16 protein-coding genes are annotated in these 13,833 nt (G+C 60.9%); 10 read left to right on the top strand and 6 right to left on the bottom strand.

Annotated elements, in window-relative coordinates:
- Window positions 1–62: 62 nt before the first annotated feature.
- The 5 genes from rpmH to argB all read left to right on the top strand — a co-directional run bounded on the left by rpmH (window position 63) and on the right by argB (window position 4,265).
- Window positions 63–197 (top strand): 50S ribosomal protein L34, encoded by a 135-nt coding sequence (rpmH, locus tag M8997_RS07020; RefSeq protein ID WP_040853797.1) that lies wholly within the window; start codon window positions 63–65, stop codon window positions 195–197.
- Between the two features lie 37 nt (window positions 198–234).
- On the top strand, window positions 235–597 hold the full coding sequence (rnpA, locus tag M8997_RS07015; protein WP_250019215.1) for a ribonuclease P protein component: 363 nt from the start codon (window positions 235–237) through the stop codon (window positions 595–597).
- 31 nt (window positions 598–628) lie between these two features.
- Window positions 629–2,455 carry a membrane protein insertase YidC gene (gene yidC / locus M8997_RS07010; protein WP_250019214.1) on the top strand — a complete coding sequence of 609 codons (1,827 nt, stop codon included), beginning with the start codon at window positions 629–631 and terminating at the stop codon, window positions 2,453–2,455.
- A gap of 171 nt (window positions 2,456–2,626) precedes the next feature.
- Window positions 2,627–3,250, top strand: coding sequence for a ribosome biogenesis GTP-binding protein YihA/YsxC (gene yihA / locus M8997_RS07005; protein WP_250019246.1), 624 nt, complete (start codon window positions 2,627–2,629; stop codon window positions 3,248–3,250).
- Between the two features lie 112 nt (window positions 3,251–3,362).
- On the top strand, window positions 3,363–4,265 hold the full coding sequence (argB, locus tag M8997_RS07000; protein ID WP_250019213.1) for an acetylglutamate kinase: 903 nt from the start codon (window positions 3,363–3,365) through the stop codon (window positions 4,263–4,265).
- A 9-nt stretch (window positions 4,266–4,274) separates the two neighbouring features.
- Here argB and M8997_RS06995 read toward each other — a convergent pair whose 3' ends face one another.
- Window positions 4,275–5,030 carry a GGDEF domain-containing protein gene (locus tag M8997_RS06995; RefSeq protein WP_250019212.1) on the bottom strand — a complete coding sequence of 252 codons (756 nt, stop codon included), beginning with the start codon at window positions 5,028–5,030 and terminating at the stop codon, window positions 4,275–4,277.
- Window positions 5,031–5,186: 156 nt separating this feature from the next.
- Here M8997_RS06995 and M8997_RS06990 point away from each other — a divergent pair, with 156 nt between their 5' ends.
- A complete protein-coding gene (locus M8997_RS06990) occupies window positions 5,187–5,912 on the top strand; it encodes a pyrimidine 5'-nucleotidase (protein WP_250019211.1) in 726 nt (241 codons plus the stop codon).
- Window positions 5,909–6,796, top strand: coding sequence for a DUF817 family protein (locus M8997_RS06985; RefSeq protein ID WP_250019210.1), 888 nt, complete (start codon window positions 5,909–5,911; stop codon window positions 6,794–6,796). Before M8997_RS06990 ends, M8997_RS06985 begins: the two co-directional genes overlap by 4 nt.
- On the opposite strand, the gene M8997_RS06980 is transcribed toward M8997_RS06985, so the two are convergent.
- Window positions 6,772–7,623, bottom strand: coding sequence for an LOG family protein (locus M8997_RS06980; RefSeq protein ID WP_250019209.1), 852 nt, complete (start codon window positions 7,621–7,623; stop codon window positions 6,772–6,774). The two genes, M8997_RS06985 and M8997_RS06980, sit on opposite strands and share 25 nt — an antisense overlap.
- Before the next feature lie 155 nt (window positions 7,624–7,778).
- Between M8997_RS06980 and dapD the strand changes: the two genes are divergently transcribed.
- Window positions 7,779–8,633, top strand: coding sequence for a 2,3,4,5-tetrahydropyridine-2,6-dicarboxylate N-succinyltransferase (gene dapD / locus M8997_RS06975; RefSeq protein ID WP_250019208.1), 855 nt, complete (start codon window positions 7,779–7,781; stop codon window positions 8,631–8,633).
- 15 nt (window positions 8,634–8,648) lie between these two features.
- Here the strand turns inward: dapD and M8997_RS06970 are convergent, their stop codons facing one another.
- Window positions 8,649–9,686 carry a 2-dehydropantoate 2-reductase gene (locus M8997_RS06970; protein ID WP_250019207.1) on the bottom strand — a complete coding sequence of 346 codons (1,038 nt, stop codon included), beginning with the start codon at window positions 9,684–9,686 and terminating at the stop codon, window positions 8,649–8,651.
- Window positions 9,687–9,747: 61 nt separating this feature from the next.
- Between M8997_RS06970 and dapE the strand changes: the two genes are divergently transcribed.
- Both dapE and M8997_RS06960 read left to right on the top strand, forming a co-directional pair.
- Window positions 9,748–10,935 carry a succinyl-diaminopimelate desuccinylase gene (gene dapE / locus M8997_RS06965; protein ID WP_250019206.1) on the top strand — a complete coding sequence of 396 codons (1,188 nt, stop codon included), beginning with the start codon at window positions 9,748–9,750 and terminating at the stop codon, window positions 10,933–10,935.
- A gap of 7 nt (window positions 10,936–10,942) precedes the next feature.
- Window positions 10,943–11,563, top strand: coding sequence for a hypothetical protein (locus M8997_RS06960; protein ID WP_250019205.1), 621 nt, complete (start codon window positions 10,943–10,945; stop codon window positions 11,561–11,563).
- Here M8997_RS06960 and truA read toward each other — a convergent pair.
- The 3 genes from truA to def are packed head-to-tail and all read right to left on the bottom strand — an operon-like array spanning window position 11,515 to window position 13,783.
- Window positions 11,515–12,300, bottom strand: a complete 786-nt coding sequence (truA, locus tag M8997_RS06955) for a tRNA pseudouridine(38-40) synthase TruA (RefSeq protein WP_250019204.1) — start codon at window positions 12,298–12,300, stop codon at window positions 11,515–11,517. The genes M8997_RS06960 and truA overlap by 49 nt on opposite strands.
- Before the next feature lie 13 nt (window positions 12,301–12,313).
- Window positions 12,314–13,243 carry a methionyl-tRNA formyltransferase gene (gene fmt / locus M8997_RS06950; protein ID WP_250019245.1) on the bottom strand — a complete coding sequence of 310 codons (930 nt, stop codon included), beginning with the start codon at window positions 13,241–13,243 and terminating at the stop codon, window positions 12,314–12,316.
- Window positions 13,244–13,252: 9 nt separating this feature from the next.
- Window positions 13,253–13,783: a peptide deformylase gene (gene def / locus M8997_RS06945; RefSeq protein ID WP_250019203.1), complete on the bottom strand. Its 531-nt coding sequence runs from the start codon at window positions 13,781–13,783 to the stop codon at window positions 13,253–13,255.
- Between the last annotated feature and the right edge of the window lie 50 nt (window positions 13,784–13,833).

Raw genomic sequence — 13,833 nt, 5'->3', positions numbered from 1 at the left:
CCTGATATGCTCCTGTCAAAGAACAGACCACAAGAAGGGCCGCACACCGCGGTATTTAACAAATGAAGCGTACTTATCAGCCATCCAAACTTGTTCGCGCACGTCGTCACGGGTTTCGCGCCCGCATGGCAACTGCTGGCGGCCGCAAGGTAATTGCTGCCCGCCGGGCTCGCGGCCGCAAGCGGCTTTCAGCCTAAGGACGGTCCGCGCACATTGCGCGGCTGGCATTAGACTATGAATAAGATCAAGCCACTCCGCCTTCGCAAGAGAGCGGAGTTTTTGGCTGTCCGAAACGGTGAAAAGCGGCGTGGCCCGTTTTTCCTCGTCGAGATCAGGGAGCGACCGGAGGCCGATGGGCCGCCCCGCGTCGGCTTCACGGTCACCAAGAAGAATGGCAATGCCGTTCTGCGCAACCGCATCAAGCGGCGCCTGAAAGAGGCGGTGCGTGTCAATGTCGCTGATGACATGGCCGATGGAACGGATTATGTCATCGTTGCTCGCCGCGATGCCCTGAATGCGCCTTTCGCGGAACTGACGCGGGAACTCGCGAAACGGGTCTCCCGGAAATCTATGACCCGGCGTTCGCCGAAGCCCTGATGGGCTCTGGAACCCGACCCAAGGACTGACAATGGAAACGAACCGTAATTTCTTTATCACCATTGCCTTGTCCATTGTGATTCTGACGCTTTGGCAGGTGTTCTACATGAACCCCCGGGTCGAAGCGCAGCGCGAACAGGCCCAGATCGAGGCCACGCGGCAAGGACAGACGCGCGTCGACGGCCAGGCAAGCACGCCTGCCGGCACCAATCCGGAAGGCACGACGGCGCCAGGCGCCAATATTCCCGGCCAGACACAGGATCCGGCGCAGGCAGGCTCGATGACGCGCGATGCAGCGCTCGGCCAGAGCAGCCGCGTGGCGCTCGATACGCCGAGCCTCAGCGGGTCCATCAGCCTGAAGGGCGCCCGCCTCGACGATTTGCAGCTGAAGCGCTACCACGAGACCGTCGACGACCGGTCGCCCAACATCCAACTGCTCAGCCCCGAGCAACTGGCCGACGGCCAGTTCGCCGAAATCGGCTTCATTCCCAACGACACGACGGGAACCGTTCCCGGGCCCGCTACCGTCTGGAGCGTCGAGGGCAATGACAGGCTGACGCCGGCCACACCGGTGACGCTGGCATTCACCAACGAAAAGGGCCTGACCTTCAAGCGCACCTATTCGGTCGACGACAATTACATGTTCAGCGTCAAGGACACCGTGACGAATGCGTCCGGCGCTCCGGTATCGCTCGCCTCCTACGGCCGGGTGACGCGCTTCTCCAAGCCCGCCCATGCCAGCACCTATGTCCTGCACGAAGGCCCGATCGGCGTCGTCGGCGAGGAAGGCCTCATCGAGTACAAGTTCTCGGCCATCGAGGACGAAAAGGAAGTTTCGCCGCCCAAATCCTCCACGGGCGGCTGGATCGGCATCACCGACAAATATTGGGCGACAACGCTCATCCCGTCGACGGCCAAGCCGTTCCAGGCACGGATTTCCTATTTCCAGGAAGGCCGCCCGCGCTACCAGAGCGACTACCTCTCCGATCCGACCACGATCGAGCCCGGTCAGTCGGCGACGATCGAGAACCTCGTCTTTGCCGGCGCGAAGGAAGTCGGGCGCATCAACACCTATGAAAAGGAACGCAACATCCGCCAGTTCGATCTCCTGATCGACTGGGGCTGGTTCTACTTCATCACCAAGCCGATGTTCTACCTGATCGATTATCTCTATAAGGCGATCGGCAATTTCGGCGTGGCGATCCTGGTCGTGACCGTCATCCTGAAGGCTTTCTTCTTCCCGCTTGCCAACAAATCATACGCCTCGATGGCGCGCATGAAGCTGGTTCAGCCGAAGATGACCGAGATCCGCGAGAAATATGCGGATGACAAGGTCAAGCAGCAGCAGGCGCTGATGGAGCTCTACAAGACCGAGAAGATCAATCCCATTGCCGGTTGCTGGCCGATCCTGATCCAGATCCCGGTATTCTTCGCGCTATACAAGGTGCTCTATGTGACGATCGAAATGCGTCACGCGCCCTTCTTCGGCTGGATTCAGGATCTGGCCGCTCCGGATCCGACCTCGATCTTCAATCTTTTCGGCCTTCTGCCCTGGGCGGTGCCGGCCTTCCTGATGATCGGCGTCTGGCCGCTCATCATGGGCGTCACCATGTTCCTGCAGATGCGGATGAACCCGACACCGCCGGATCCGACCCAGCAGATGATCTTCAACTGGATGCCGTTGATCTTCACCTTCATGCTGGCGAGCTTCCCGGCAGGCCTGGTCATCTACTGGGCATGGAACAACACGCTCTCCATCATCCAGCAGGCGATCATCATGAAGCGCCAGGGGGTGAAGGTGGAGCTCTGGGACAATCTGATCGCGATGATCCGCAAGAAGCCCAAGCCGGCCGAATAGGCCCGGCGAACCCCTCAAGCATCAGCAAGGCCCTGCCGCGGCGGGGCCTTTTGCTTGCGATGCAGGTTGACAATCGCCTGCTTATTATCGAAAGCAGGCGGATAGACCGCCGGACAGGAACAGCAAGTGAGCGAAGAACAGGCCAGGACGCAGTTGATCGAAAAGGGCCGCATGCTCTTTGCCCAAGGATGGGTTTTCATCCGCGGCGTCCCCTCGATGAAGTTCCTGCCGCCGGAGGGACCGCTCGAGATCGCCTTTGCCGGGCGCTCCAATGTCGGCAAGTCTTCGCTGATCAACGGCATTATCGGCCAGAAGAACCTCGCCCGCACATCCAATACGCCCGGCCGCACGCAGGAACTTAATTACTTCGTGCCCGAGGGCTATTCGGGGGAGGGAATGGACCTGCCGCCGCTCGCCGTGGTGGACATGCCGGGCTACGGTTTCGCCGAAGCGCCCAAGGAGCAAGTGGACGCCTGGACGAGGCTCGTATTCGACTATCTGCGCGGCCGTACCACGCTGAAGCGCGTCTACCTCCTCATCGATGCGCGCCACGGCATCAAGAAGAACGACGCGGAAGTGCTTGACCTGCTCGACAAGGCCGCCGTGTCGTATCAGGTCGTCCTGACCAAGATCGACAAGATCAAGCCGGCCGGCGTGCCGCGCCTGATGGAGGCCACTGCCGGGCTCATTCGCAAGCGCGCCGCGGCCTATCCGGAGATCATCGCGACATCCTCGGAAAAAGGCACCGGCCTCGATGAACTCAGGGCGGCCATCGCCAGATTGCTGGAAGAATAAGCACCTTTCCGGCGGCTTTTCCAAAACTTCGAATCGAGGGGAAAAGCCATTTGCCCCGAGCGGACTTTAACGCTAAGTAGCTGCATCCTCGCACGATGGAGTCGTCCCCACCATGTCATCCGCGATTGAAGCCGACCGTTCAGCCGAAGTCCAGGCAAGCCTGTTGTCGGCTGCATTGCCCTATATGCAGCGCTATGAGAACAAGACCGTCGTCGTGAAGTATGGCGGCCACGCCATGGGTGACGCTGCGCTCGGCAAGGCCTTTGCGCGCGATGTCGCGCTGCTGAAGCAATCGGGGATCAACCCCATCGTCGTCCATGGCGGCGGACCGCAGATCGCCTCGATGCTGTCGCGCATGGGCATTGAATCGAAGTTCGAAGGCGGACTGCGCGTCACCGATGCCAAGACCCTCGAAATCGTCGAGATGGTGCTGGCCGGCTCCATCAACAAGGAGATCGTCGCCCTGATCAATGCGGAGGGCGAATGGGCCATCGGGCTTTGCGGCAAGGATGGCAACATGGTCTTCGCCGAAAAGGCCAAGAAGACCATCATCGACCCGGATTCCAACATAGAGAAGATTGTCGATCTCGGTTTCGTCGGCGAGCCCATCGAGGTCGACCGGACCCTGCTCGATCTGCTGGCGCGCTCCGAAATGATCCCGGTCATCGCCCCCGTCGCCCCCGGGCGTGACGGTAACACCTATAATATCAATGCCGACACGTTTGCGGGCGCGATTGCCGGCGCCCTTGCTGCTTCACGGCTGCTGTTCCTCACCGATGTTCCGGGCGTTCTCGACAAGAACAAGGAACTGATCAAGGAACTGTCGGTCGGCCAGGCGCGGGCACTCATCAAGGACGGCACGATATCCGGCGGAATGATCCCCAAGGTCGAAACCTGCATCGATGCGATCAATCGCGGCGTCGAAGGCGTGGTCATCCTCAACGGCAAGACGCCGCACTCGGTTCTGCTCGAATTGTTCACGGAGCGCGGCGCGGGAACGCTGATCGTCCCGTAAGCGATTGCGTCACGCGGCCTTGCGGAAGTTGGCATGGATGAACACGCAATTGCGTCCGTGCCGCTTCGCCTCGTAGAGCTTCCTGTCGGCGATCTGGAAGTGGTCTGCCACCGTATCGGATGAAATATCGGCAGAACCGCCGATGCTGACGCTGAGAGCCACGGGCGTGTCGTCGGTGGTGACGAATACCAGCTGGCCGACTTCCCTGCGAATATCCTCGGCGATTGCCTCCACCGTGGATGGATTGTCGGTGAGCAGGCACACACCGAATTCCTCTCCGCCGATACGGCCCGTTATTCCATCGATGCCCATGCAATCGCATATGCAGCGCGCGATCGCCATCAGCGCGGCATCGCCGACATAATGTCCGTGAACGTCGTTGATCTTCTTGAAATGATCGACGTCGATGATCAGCAGCGAACAGGCCTGGCGGGAGCGCACATGATTGACATGGTTGAAAAACGCTTCCCTGTTGAGCATTCCCGTCATGCTGTCGCGTGTCGACTTTTCGAAAAGCTTGGCGTTCGTCGCCTCGAGTTCCTCCTTGACCAGACGCAGCGCTTCCAGCGCACGCTTCAGCTTTTCGGACTGCCAGAGGACGATGAGCGAGATCGGCGGCGATATGAGCAGGGGGCAGACCGCGGCAATGACATAGCCGATTTTGTGATAGATGCCATTGGCGGTCATGATCGTGCCGGTGATGGCCAGCGAGAAGGCCGTCGAGACGACCGCTATAATTGCGACCTTAGCAAGAATCCTGGACATCAGACCTCGACCATAGACTTTTCGTGGTATGTGGCATTGGGGAAATACCGGTTGGGAAAAATTCCAAAGTGGTCGTAGTTCGGATGCTTTTGTTCTATTTCATCCGTGATACAGAGAATTGAACGCATCTTTTGCACGACGGAAAAACAACCGCTTATGACCAATCAACCCGATCCTTTGAACTTTGCCCATATTACTGACTGGGTATTTGACCTGGACAATACACTTTACCCGCATCACTCCAATCTTTTTTCGCAGATCGACGTCAAAATGACCGACTATGTGGCGGATCTGCTCAAGCTGTCGCGCTCGGATGCGAGGACCCTGCAGAAGCAGTTCTACAAGGATTACGGCACCACGCTCAAAGGCCTGATGGATCGCTACGATATCGATTCCGACGATTTCCTGCAGAAGGTGCACGATATCGATTATTCCTGGCTGGTGCCCGATCCGTCGCTGGCTACGGCCATAAGGCAATTGCCGGGGCGCAAGTTCATATTCACCAATGGTGATCGCGGGCATGCGGAGCGGGCCGCGCGGCAGCTTGGCGTTCTCGACGAGTTCGACGACATCTTCGATATCGTCGCGGCGGAACTGAACCCGAAGCCGGCGCGCGAGACCTATGACCGCTTCCTGGCCCAGCACAGGATCGATGCCCGCGCCAGCGTGATGTTCGAGGATCTGGCGAGGAACCTGGTGGAGCCCAAGGCGCTCGGAATGACCACGGTCCTGATCGTGCCGCGCAATTTCGAGCCGACATTCTCGGAAATCTGGGAGCGCGATCCCGGCCAGACCGATCACGTCGACTATGTAACCGACAATCTCTCCTCGTTCCTCAGCGCCATCCTGCCCGGACGGGCGACCACGGATATCCCTGCGTGAAGCGATTCACCTCGGTCGAAGAGGTCATCGACCTCGCGGCCCACAGGATACTGGATCGGCTGCCCGGGTCGGGCGTCTGGGGCGGTGCGGTCGAGTTTCTGGTGTTCGGCATCAAGCAGGCCTGGGCCTGCCTCTTCGGCGGGCTGATGCTGGGCGTCATTCTCGCCACCAAGTTTTTCTGGCCGGATGATGGCGGTTTTGCCCGCTATGATTTTCTCTTCATCGCCGCGCTTCTCATCCAGCTCTCGATGCTGGCATTCAGGCTGGAAACGCTCGGCGAGGCCAAGATCATCCTGATCTTCCACGTCGTCGGCACGCTCATGGAGATATTCAAGACGCATGTCGGCTCCTGGATCTATCCGGAGCCGAGCCTGCTGCGCATTGGCGGCGTGCCGTTGTTCTCAGGTTTCATGTATGCAGCCGTCGGCTCCTACATGGCCCGGGTCAACCGCATATTCGATATCAGGCTCGAGAATTATCCGCGTCTGTGGATGACCGCCATTCTTGCCATGGCGATCTATGCCAATTTCTTCACCCACCACTATATTGCCGACCTGCGTTGGGTGCTTTTCGCCGCGACCATAGCGCTGTTCGCGCGCAGCAGCATGTATTACCGCGTTTTCCGCTCGCGGCACCACATGCCGCTGCTGCTCGCCTTCCTGCTGGTGGCGTTGTTCATATGGGGTGCCGAGAACATCGGCACATGGTCGCGTGCCTGGATCTACCCTTCGCAGGCGGAAGCCTGGTCGCCGGTATCGCTCTCCAAGCTCGGCTCCTGGTACCTGCTCATGATCATCTCGGTCGTGCTCGTCACCTGGATACATCCGCCCCGCATGCGCGACGCGCATGAGCGCATGGCTCAGGCACCCTGCGGCAGCGAATAGAACTCCTGGATCACCTTCCACGCCTCGCTGGCACTATCGACGAAAGTGATCAGCTCGCGATCCGTCGGCGATATGACGCCCTGTTCGGCCAGGAAGTCGAAATTGATGGTCTTCTCCCAGAAGGACTTGCCGAACAGCAGGAAGGGTATGCGCTCCATCCGCCCGGTCTGGATCAGGGTCAGCGCCTCGAAGGTCTCGTCCATCGTGCCGAAGCCACCCGGGAAAATCGCCATCGCCTTTGCCCGCATGAGGAAATGCATCTTGCGGATGGCGAAATAATGGAAGTTGAAGCACAGTTCGGGCGTCACATAGGCGTTGGGCGCCTGCTCGTGCGGCAATACGATGTTGAGGCCGATGGTTGGCGCGCCGACATCGGCAGCGCCGCGATTGCCGGCCTCCATGACGCCGGGGCCGCCGCCGGTCACGACGACGAATTCGCGATTATAGGTGCTGGACGAATAGGTCGAGCATAGCCGCGCGAACTCCCGCGCCTCGGCATAATAGTGGGAATTGGCCTCGAGGTTCTTCTTCTGGGTCTCGTTCTTTGCTGCCCAGGCTGCAGTACCGGGTTCGGGAATGCGCGCTCCGCCGAAGAGAACGACGGTTGAGCGGATGCCGCGCTCCGTCAGCGCCATTTCGGGCTTCAGCAGTTCGAGCTGCAGGCGGACGGCGCGCATTTCCCGGCGCGTCATGAAGTCGGGATCGGCAAAAGCAAGGCGGTACGTGTCCGATTGGGTTTGCGGCGTCTCCGGCGCGGTCTGCACACGGCGAACTGCCTCCGAGGAATGCGAAAAAGGCGTCCAGCCGTGCTTTTCGTCAGTATTCAATTTCTTTTTCTCCTTCTGCGGCGTCCGTGACGCTTACAGGCAGTCAACCCGATTCATTGTCCACCAATATGACGCTGCGATTGACCCCCTCGCAGACTTCACTTAGTAGCACCTGACAAGCCCCTCGCATGCCCGTCTAATGGAGTGATGACAAAATGTCCAAGCCTGATCTCAGCAGCCTCGAAGCAACCATCGACAAGGCGTTCGACGAACGGGACGCGATAAACACCGAGACCCGCGGTGAAGTTCGCGAGGCGGTGGAGGCATCGCTGCTTCTGCTCGATGCCGGTGAGGCCCGCGTGGCCGAAAGGCAGCCGGACGGCGAGTGGAAAGTCAATCAATGGCTCAAGAAGGCGGTGCTGCTCTCCTTCAGGCTCAATCCGATGGGATTGATCGAGGGCGGCCCTGGCGGCGCCCAATGGTGGGACAAGGTGCCGTCGAAGTTCGAAGGCTGGGGTGCGACCGAATTCGCCAAGGCCGGCATTCGCACGGTTCCGAGCGCTGTCGTCCGCCGCTCCGCCTATATAGCGCCGGGCGCGATCCTGATGCCGTCCTTCGTCAATCTCGGCGCCTATGTCGGCGAGGGCACGATGGTGGATGCCTGGGCGACCGTGGGTTCCTGCGCGCAGATCGGCAAGCATGTCCATCTTTCCGGCGGTGTCGGCATTGGCGGCGTGCTTGAACCCATGCAGGCCGGACCGACGATCATCGAAGACAATTGCTTCATCGGCGCCCGCTCCGAGGTAGTCGAGGGCTGCATCGTCCGCGAGGGCGCAGTCCTCGGCATGGGCGTCTTCATAGGCAAGTCGACGAAGATCGTCGATCGCACCACGGGCGAGATCTTCTATGGTGAAGTGCCGGCATATTCCGTTGTCGTCGCCGGCTCGCTGCCTGGCAAGTCCTTCCCCAACAATGAGCCGGGACCGAGCCTCTATTGCGCGGTTATCGTGAAGCGGGTGGACGAGAAGACACGCTCGAAAACCTCCATCAACGAATTGCTGCGCGACTGAGCCGAAACCGGCAGATCAGCGGCCGTTGCGGATTTCATCCACCGTGTGAGGCCGCACCGGTTTGCCTTCCGCCGCCTTGATACATGCGCTGATGCGCGCCGCGAGCGGGGCGGCCATGTTGCTGGCTTTGGCGAGGTCGATGATCGTGCCCTGCAGATAATCGATCTCGGTGGCGCGCCCATTTGCCAGGTCCTGCCACATGGAAGAGCGCGCATGCGGGTCGATGGCCAGCATCCTGCGGGCGACGATGCGGAAAAGAGCATCGGGCAGGCGGAGAAGCCACGGCAGGACAGTCGGCGGCGCGCCCTGTATCGTGATGGGCGCAATGCCGTTCGCCCTCATGATACGCAGTCCCTCGCTCATCTGGTCGGCGGCCAGTTTTCGCCAGCTTCGATCCGTGAGCTGCTGTGCAAGAGGCAGGTCGGACAGGGCGTTGAGCGCATTGTTGAGGTTCATCAGCAGCTTGCTCCACTGGACGCAGTGCATGTCCGGATGGGTTGCGACTGAAAAGCCCGGCACGGAAAGAAACGATGCCAGCCCATCCACGTCCGTCCCGATCAGCACCGTTCCGGGCATCGTGCGCCGGACGCTGATGCGACCCTGCCCGTCCTCGGTCTGGACCACGTTGAACGGTACCATCCCGGGCACGACCGGCCTGTGCGGACCAAGTGCCGCACGGAGGATTTCCGCATTGCCAACGCCGTTTTGCAGGCTGACCACGATGCAATGCGGCGGTGCATGGCGGGCTATGAGTTCCGCGAGCTCCGCGGTCGCGCCGCTCTTCACTGCGAGCAGGATAATGTCGGCTGTGGCCAATATCGTCGCCGGGCTGCTATCCAGCGACAGGCTGTCTCCGTCCAGGACATGCTCGGCATCGCCGAGATCAATGACATGAAGACCGTTGCCGCGCAGCGCGGCTTCGGTCCTCGGACGCGCAAGGAAGGCGACGTTGCGTCCAGCCGCGGCAAGGCAGCCGCCGGCATAGCACCCGATGGAACCGGCGCCGGCGATGACGATGCGGGCATCTCGATCGATGACGGTATTTTTCTCCATAGCCTGAACCTTATGTGAAAAGCCGATGACAGGATCGCGCTTTTGGACTATCGCATTAGCCATGATATCCTCGACCGATCCAATTCAAAACCTCGCCAAACTCATTGCCTGCCCCTCGGTGACTCCGCTGGAAGGTGGGGCATTGCAAGTGCTGCAATCCTTGCTCGAACCTCTCGGTTTCAGCGTCGAACGCCCGGTCTTCAGCGAAGACGGTACGCCGGACGTCGAAAATCTCTATGCCCGGCGTTCCGGCAATGGCCCGCATTTGATGTTCGCCGGCCACACGGACGTCGTTCCCGTGGGGGACGAGGCCGCGTGGACCTTTCCGCCTTTTTCGGCGAAGATCCATAATGGCCAGATGTACGGTCGCGGCGCCGTCGACATGAAGGGCGGGATCGCCTGCTTTCTTGCCGCTGTCGCCCGCCACATCGGCAAACATCGGGACCTGCGTGGCTCTGTCTCCTTCCTGATCACGGGAGACGAGGAGGGACCATCGATCAACGGCACCGGCAAATTGCTGGAATGGGCGAAGCAGAAGGGCGAAAGCTGGGACGCCTCGATCGTCGGCGAACCGACCAATCCCGAACGGCTCGGCGACATGATCAAGATCGGCCGCCGCGGCTCGCTGTCGGGAACGATCGTCGTTCACGGCGTCCAGGGCCACGTCGCCTATCCGCACCTTGCCGATAATCCCGTGCGAGGTTTGACCAGTCTGGTCGAAAGCCTGCTCTACCCGGCATTCGACCAGGGCACGGAGGATTTTCAGGCGACCAATCTCGAGGTGACGACCATCGACGTCGGCAATCCCGCTGTCAATGTGATCCCTGCGCGTGCCACGGCAACCTTCAATGTGCGGTTCAATGACAGCTGGACCGACGAGACGCTGATGGCGGAGATTCATAACCGGCTCGACCGGGCTGCGGCCCGCGGCAAGCTGCGTCCCGGCAAGGCTGATCCGGTCAATTACGAGATCGTCTGGCGTGATCGGCCGAGCCATGTTTTCCTGACCCGCGACGAGAAACTGCTCGGCGCGCTGTCCTCGTCCGTCGAAGCGGTGACCGGCAAGCGGCCGCAGCTCTCGACCTCGGGCGGCACCTCCGATGCGCGCTTCATCAAGGATTACTGCCCCGTGGTGGAGTTCGGGCTTGTCGGACAGACGATGCACATGGTGGATGAACGCGTCGCTATTGCCGATCTCGAGACCCTGACCCAGATCTACGAGCGCTTCATTGCGGATTTCTTTGCGTGAGCAGCGAATGAACGACATACCCGACTGGAACGAAATTCAGGACTACCTTTTCGGCGCCTGGCGCATGATGACCGGCCATGCGGACGGGCTCGAGCGGCTGGATATTTCCGAGGACGGGTTCTGGAAGTCCTTTCACGCCATTACGATTTCATTGCCGCCGCTGATCCTCAGCTGGATCATCTTCGCCAATGACCTCATTGCGGCGCGGCCGGAGGCCGGCAGCCGCCTTTCCATCATGGGGCGCGTCGCCTTTGTCGATCTCACCGCCTGGGTGCTGCCTCTGGTGCTGCTCGCGCTCGTGGCGCGCCCGCTGGGCATCAGCAAGCGATATAGTCCCTATGTGGTCGCGACCAACTGGGGAACGGTCATCGCCGCCTGGATGATGGCGCCGGCCACCGTGCTTCGCACCCTGCTGCCGGGCTGGCCGGCAGTCACGGCGGCGCTGGGCCTTGCGCTCTACGCCATGATCATGGTGCTGACCTACAGGCTGACGCACATCGTGCTGAAGAAGTCCTATGCCTATTCGGCGGCGTTCTTCATCGCCTTGATGGTCGGTTCGCTGTTTCTGATGCTGCTGCTTCAGACCGCATTGGACATATCGGCGCCGGAAGCGGTGACCATCGGATAATCCACGCCGATGAGATAGAGCCCATAGGGCGGCGCGACCGGGCCACATGCCTTCCGGTTCCTGGCTTCGAGCGCCGCCGTCACGTCGTCTGCGCTCCAGCGCCCGCATCCGACTTCGTGCAGGGTGCCTGCAAATGATCGTATCTGATTGTGCAGGAAGGATCGCGCCGACGCTCTTATTTCGACGATTTCGCCATGTCGCTCAACCGTCAGAAGGTCGAGTGTCTTGACCGGGCTCTTTGCCTGGCACTGCGTGGCGCGGAACGTGGTGAAATCATGCGTGCCCACCAGCCGCTGGGCGGCTTCGTGCATCGCCGCCTCATCGAGTGGCTTCTTCACCCACCAGGCGCGGTTGGCTTCGAGCGGCGCGGGCGGGCGCCGGTTGATCATCCGGTAGAGATAGTGCCGCCCGAGCGCCGAGAATCGCGAATCGAAGCTTGCCGGCACCCGCTCCACATTGATGATGCTGACGGCCTCGCCGGCGACGACGAGATGCGCATTCAGCGCCTCGCGCACCTTGGAGGCGCTCCAGTCCCTGGAAAGGTCCATATGCGCCACCTGCGCGGTAGCGTGGACGCCTGAATCCGTGCGGCCGGCCGCGCCGATGGAGAGTTTCTCGCCGCAGAACCTGAAAACGGCGAGTTCGATCGCTGCCTGCACCGTATAGCCGTTTTCCTGGCGCTGCCAGCCGGCATAGGGCGTGCCGTCATACTCGACCGTGAGCTTGTAGCGCGGCATGGCGATCAGCGGTTCATGGGAGCCGCGTCCCCTGTGCGATCTTCGCCCCGCGCTGAAACTCCTGGCTGTCCATGACCTTGCCGCCGGCGCGCTGCAACGAACGCAGCCGGACCGCGCCTTCGCCGCAGGCGATGCGCAGTTCGGCGTCGAGGACAGTGCCGGGTGCTCCGACGCCCGTCGCCAGTACCGAACGCAGCAGTTTCACGCGTTCGAGATCGTCGCCGATCTCCATCTCGCACCAGGCGCCCGGAAAGGGCGCAAGGCCGCGAATGCGATTATGGATATCGATGGCGGGCTGGCTCCAGTCGATCCGGGTTTCGACCTTGGTGATCTTGGCGGCGTAGGTAACGCCATCTTCGTCTTGCGGCGTCAGCGTCAGGCTGTCGCGCTCCAGCGCCGCGACGGCGCGCACCATGAGATCGGCGCCGGACATGCTCAACTGGTCGTGCAATTCCCCCGCCGTCATGTCGGCGGTGATCTTGAGCTTTTCGGCCATGGCGACCGGCCCCGTGTCGAGGCCCTCATCCATCTTCATCACCATGATGCCGGTTTCGCTGTCTCCGGCCATGATGGCGCGCTGGATGGGAGCGGCGCCGCGCCAACGCGGCAAAAGCGAGGCATGGGCATTGTAGCAACCCAGTCTAGTGCCTTCGAGAATCGGCTTCGGCAGGATCAGCCCATAGGCGACGACGATCGCCACGTCCGCGCCGAGATCGGCGAAGGCCTGCTGCTCCTCCGGGTCCTTCAGGCTTTTCGGCGTGCGAACCTCGATGCCGAACTGTTCGGCATTGCGATGGACCGGGGAGGGGGTGAGCTCAAGCCCACGGCGCCCCGCCGGTCGCGGCGGCTGGCTGTAAACCGCAACGATTTCATGACCCTGGCCGATAAGGGCGTTGAGGATGGGAACGGCGAAATCCGGCGTTCCCATGAAGACGATACGCAAGCTCATCGCCTATACCGCCAACTTGCTCGGCGGACGGTCCTTGGCCAGCTTCCTGAATTTCTTGACCACCATCTCGCGCTTCAGCCGGGATATGTGATCGATGAACAGCACGCCGTTCAGATGGTCCATCTCGTGCTGCAGGCAGGTGGCGAGAAGGTCATCCGCCTCCACCTCGTGCTTCTTCCCGTCAAGATCGAGATAGCTGACGCGAACCTGCTTCGGCCTTTCGACCTCGGCATAATAATCGGGAATCGACAGGCAGCCCTCCTCATAGACATTGCGTTCGTCGCTGGAGGAGAGCACTTCCGGATTGATGAATATCTGCGGCGCCTTCGGCTCGTCTTCCTTGGCGAGGTCGATAACGAGCATCCTCAGCGGCACGCCGACCTGGATCGCCGCGAGCCCGATTCCCGGCGCGTCATACATCGTGTCGAGCATATCCTGCGAAAACTTGCGCAGGTCCGCATCGAAATGCTCCACCGGCTTGGACGTCTGGCGCAACAGCGGGTCGGGCAGGATTATGAGTGGTTTGATAGACATGTCATTCACCTAATATCTGGACTTTGGCGCGTCAATCCGAGGCAAGCGGC

The organism is Phyllobacterium sp. 21LDTY02-6, from assembly GCF_023554255.2.
Taxonomy (GTDB): domain Bacteria; phylum Pseudomonadota; class Alphaproteobacteria; order Rhizobiales; family Rhizobiaceae; genus Phyllobacterium.
The sequence above is the reverse complement of the archived record's forward strand: the minus strand, read 5'-3'. Positions and strand labels throughout refer to the sequence as shown.

Excerpts from the sequence above, each read along its gene's own strand:
- M8997_RS06960 (WP_250019205.1), top strand. The coding sequence starts at position 10,943 with ATGAACGACATACCCGACTGGAACGAAATTCAGGACTACCTTTTCGGC.
- M8997_RS06990 (WP_250019211.1), top strand. The coding sequence starts at position 5,187 with ATGACCAATCAACCCGATCCTTTGAACTTTGCCCATATTACTGACTGG.
- def (WP_250019203.1), bottom strand. The coding sequence starts at position 13,783 with ATGTCTATCAAACCACTCATAATCCTGCCCGACCCGCTGTTGCGCCAG.
- rpmH (WP_040853797.1), top strand. The coding sequence starts at position 63 with ATGAAGCGTACTTATCAGCCATCCAAACTTGTTCGCGCACGTCGTCAC.
- dapE (WP_250019206.1), top strand. The coding sequence starts at position 9,748 with ATGATATCCTCGACCGATCCAATTCAAAACCTCGCCAAACTCATTGCC.
- yihA (WP_250019246.1), top strand. The coding sequence starts at position 2,627 with ATGCTCTTTGCCCAAGGATGGGTTTTCATCCGCGGCGTCCCCTCGATG.
- rnpA (WP_250019215.1), top strand. The coding sequence starts at position 235 with ATGAATAAGATCAAGCCACTCCGCCTTCGCAAGAGAGCGGAGTTTTTG.
- yidC (WP_250019214.1), top strand. The coding sequence starts at position 629 with ATGGAAACGAACCGTAATTTCTTTATCACCATTGCCTTGTCCATTGTG.
- truA (WP_250019204.1), bottom strand. The coding sequence starts at position 12,300 with ATGCCGCGCTACAAGCTCACGGTCGAGTATGACGGCACGCCCTATGCC.
- argB (WP_250019213.1), top strand. The coding sequence starts at position 3,363 with ATGTCATCCGCGATTGAAGCCGACCGTTCAGCCGAAGTCCAGGCAAGC.
- M8997_RS06970 (WP_250019207.1), bottom strand. The coding sequence starts at position 9,686 with ATGGAGAAAAATACCGTCATCGATCGAGATGCCCGCATCGTCATCGCC.
- dapD (WP_250019208.1), top strand. The coding sequence starts at position 7,779 with ATGTCCAAGCCTGATCTCAGCAGCCTCGAAGCAACCATCGACAAGGCG.
- M8997_RS06995 (WP_250019212.1), bottom strand. The coding sequence starts at position 5,030 with ATGTCCAGGATTCTTGCTAAGGTCGCAATTATAGCGGTCGTCTCGACG.